Below are 3599 nucleotides of genomic sequence, written 5' to 3'. Positions count from 1 at the left end.
GGTCGAGGACGCGATCGCGACCATCACCTTGAACCGTCCCGCCGCGCGCAACGCCATCATCTCGTTGATGACGCCGATCTCGTAGTCGGCGCGCGTGAGGTACTCGCCCGGAACACCATTCGGGAAGCGCCGATCCAAGCCGCGCAGCACTTCCTTGCGCAGCCAGCTGCCCTGGGTCTCACCCTCGGGCACCGGGAAGATCGGCATCCGGTCGCGATGCTCCCAGACGTCGTCGTAGGACTGCACGCGTTCGCCGATGGCCACCGTGTTGTCGCACGCGCCGGGGACCTCCGCGTCCCAGATGGCGCGCATCTCCTCGGCGGACTTCAGGTAGTAGCCGGAACCGTCGAACTTGAAGCGGGTCGGGTCCGAGAGCGTCTTGCCGGTCTGAATGCACAGCAGCGCTTCGTGATTGCCCGCGTCGTGCTCGTGCACGTAATGGCAGTCGTTGGTGGCCAGCGGCGGAATGCCCAGCTGCTTGCCGACATTGAGCAGGCCCTCGCGCACCCGGCGCTCGATGGACAGCCCGTGGTCCATCACCTCGAGGAAGAAGTTCTCCGGCCCGAAGATCTCCTGCCACTTGGCCGCGGCTTCGAGGGCCTCGCGCTCGTGGCCCAGTCGCAGCCGCGTCTGCACCTCGCCCGAGGGGCAGCCGGTGGTGGCAATGATGCCCTCGGCGTGCTCGGCGATGATGTCGGCGTCCATGCGCGCCCACTTGCCGAGCTGACCCTCGATCGAGGCCAGCGAGGACAGCTTGAACAGGTTGCGCAGACCGGTCGCGTTCTCCGCGACCATGGTCATGTGGGTGTAGGAACCCGAACCGGAGACGTCATCGCTCTTCTGCGACGGGTCGCCCCACAGCACACGCTTGGTGTTGAACCGGGACTCCGGCGCGATGTACGCCTCGATGCCGATGATGGGCTTGATGCCCTGCTTCTTGGCGGAGTTGTAGAACTCGGACGCACCGTACATATTGCCGTGGTCGGACATGCCGACGGCGGTCATGCCCAGCCTGGTCGCCTCTTTGAACAAGGGCGTGATCTTCGCCGCGCCGTCGAGCATCGAGTACTCGGTGTGGTTGTGGAGATGGACGAATGATCCCGACGAGGCTGACACCCAGACATACTAAGCGCCACCCACGACAGGTTTCGAAGGCACGCGGGGGCGCTGCGCAAGATCGGCGTGGCGGGCTCCGCGTGTCGTGTTGGACGTCACGCGGAGGACCTCGAACCTATGCCACCTAGGCGGCCGCCGGCTCAACCTGGGTAGTGGTGCGACGCGCCGCGTGAGCGCCCCGCACCACCAGCGGCAGCACCCATGCCGACGCGATCTGGTCCAGACTCGCCGCCCCGATTCCGAGACGGTTGTGCACGAATCCGACCGACAGTCCCGTGCGCGGATCGGCCCAGCCGAACGATCCGCCCAGCCCGATGTGCCCGAAGCCCGCGCGGGCTCCCGGCACCGGGAGGGAGTGATAACCCATGTGCCACATCATCGGGATGTAGAACAGGGCGTGGTCGAGACGGTAGGTCTCGACGTGCCGCATGGTCTTGATGGTCTGCGGCGAGAGGAACCGGTAGCCGTGATGCATGCCGTCGTTGGCGAGTGCGCCGTACACGGTGGCCAGTCCGGTCGCGGTGCAGACACCGTTTCCCGCGCCCAGCTCGGTGTCCAGAATCGGCGGCGGGTCACCCTCGAGCAGCTGATCGAGGCCGGGCAGGAACAGCGCGCGAGCGGCCGCGCCCAGCGGGCCGGGCAGGCCGTAGGCGCGGCCCAGCACCATCGAAATGTAGTTGGTGCCAACCATCGACAGCTTGTTGCCCTGCAACAGCGCCGCGCTGGTCGGCGACCCGGCGGGCGGCAACCCCAGGTGAATGCCCTCCGCGCCCAGCGGTTCGGCGAGTTCCGTACGGAACAGCTCCGCCATCCCGCGCCCGGTGACCGCCCGCGCCAGCCCGGCCAGCAGCCAGCCGAAGGTCAGCGCGTGATAGGTCGGAATGCCCAGCAGGTGATCCGGTTTCGCGGCCGCCAGATGCTCCTCCATCATGCGGTGGTCGAGGATGTCCTCGAGCCCGCGCGCGATGGCGGGCAGCCCGTAGAGGCCCGCCCGGTGGGACAGCACCTGCCGCACCGTGATTCGCTCCTTGCCATTGGCGGCGAAGGCGGGCCAGTAGTACGCGACCGGCGCGTCGTAGTCGATCAGCCCCCGGTCGGCGAGCCGGTGGATGACCGTGGCCGCAAGACCTTTGGTGGCGGAGAAGATGATGGAGCCGGTGTCGGCGTCCCAGGCCCGCCCGGGTGCGGCCTCGCCGGTCCACATCTCGACCAGCGGTTCGCCACGCAGATGCACGGTCAGCGCCCCGCCCGCGCCCGGATGCCCACCCACCATCCGCGCGAAAGTCCGTACCAGTGGGCCGAATTCGGCGGCGGCGTACCCGCCCACGGAGGTGGGGAGGTCCAGTAGCCCGGATTCCGGGGTACCGGCGGCCGACGGCGAGGAAGCGACATTGCTCACCCACCCACGGTACGAGCCGCCGGGGCGCCGGGGCAATGACGACGTCGGCAGAGTTATTCCCGTTGGCCCAGTGGTTATTTCGAGTGTCCAGGTGGAGACCCGGGCGTTATCTCCGGCGGCGTTTACCGAGATCGGAGCGGTTCCGGCGCGTCGTCGATCATGCTGCGTAGGCTGAGGCGCATGCGTACGCTGCGGTCGTTCGTGCCAGCCGTGCTGGTCGTGGTCGCCCTGGTGGTGGCCGGATGCTCGTCGTCGAAACACGATTCGCCGCCTACGGGGGTGAGCGGGGACTGGCACGGGAGCATCGAGATCCCCGACAAGCCGGTCGCGCTGGGCGTCAGCTTCACCGGCGCGGACGCGGCCACCCTCACCATTCCCGCGCAGGGTCTGGTGGACGCGCAGCTCACCGGCGTGCGGACCGGCAACGACGATATCGCCTGGTCGCTGGCCAAAGTGCCCGGCAATCCGTCATATCAAGGCAAGTACGACAAGGGGTCCGACAGCATCAAGGGCCAGTTCACGCAGTCCGGCAAGAGCTTCCCGCTCAACCTGACCCGCGGCAAGGTCGAGGGCCCGGCGCGCCCGCAGGAGCCGAAACCACCGTACCCGTACAAGTCCGAGGATGTCGGCTATCGCAGCGGCGACATCACCATCGCGGGCACCTTGACCGAGCCGAACACCGGCGGTCCGTTCCCGACCGTGATCCTGATCAATGGCAGCGGGCCCAACGACCGCAATGAGGAAATCCTCGGCCACAAGCCGTTCCTGCTGCTCGCGGACACGTTCACGCGCGCGGGATACGCGGTGCTGCGCACCGACAAGCGCGGCATCGGCAAGACCGGCGGCACCCTGGACACCGCCAGCTATCAGGACCTGACCGACGATATCGCCGCCGGGATGGCCTACCTGCGCTCACGTTCCGAGATCGACGCCACCCGGATCGGCCTGCTCGGGCACAGCGAGGGCGGCTACCTCGCGCCCCTGTACGCCATGCGCCCCGACAGCGGTGTCGCCTTCGAAATCCTGATGGCCGGACCGGCGGTCCCCGGCTACGACATCCTCACCGAGCAGAACACGCAACGGA

The 3599-nt window shown here is 67.9% G+C and carries 3 protein-coding genes; 1 reads left to right on the top strand and 2 read right to left on the bottom strand.

What is annotated here, in order from left to right:
- Positions 1 to 1116: PHP domain-containing protein (locus ACWELQ_RS41110; protein ID WP_452402401.1), on the bottom strand; the 1116-nt coding region annotated here is incomplete at its 3' end.
- A gap of 124 nt (positions 1117 to 1240) precedes the next feature.
- On the bottom strand, positions 1241 to 2515 hold the full coding sequence (locus ACWELQ_RS41105) for a serine hydrolase domain-containing protein (RefSeq protein WP_452402400.1): 1275 nt from the start codon (positions 2513 to 2515) through the stop codon (positions 1241 to 1243).
- Positions 2516 to 2695: 180 nt separating this feature from the next.
- Between ACWELQ_RS41105 and ACWELQ_RS41100 the strand changes: the two genes are divergently transcribed.
- On the top strand, positions 2696 to 3599 hold a 904-nt coding region (locus ACWELQ_RS41100; protein WP_452402399.1), incomplete at its 3' end, for an alpha/beta hydrolase family protein.

This window comes from Nocardia sp. NPDC004722, assembly GCF_053601505.1.
This window is presented reverse-complemented; position numbering and strand designations above follow the sequence as displayed.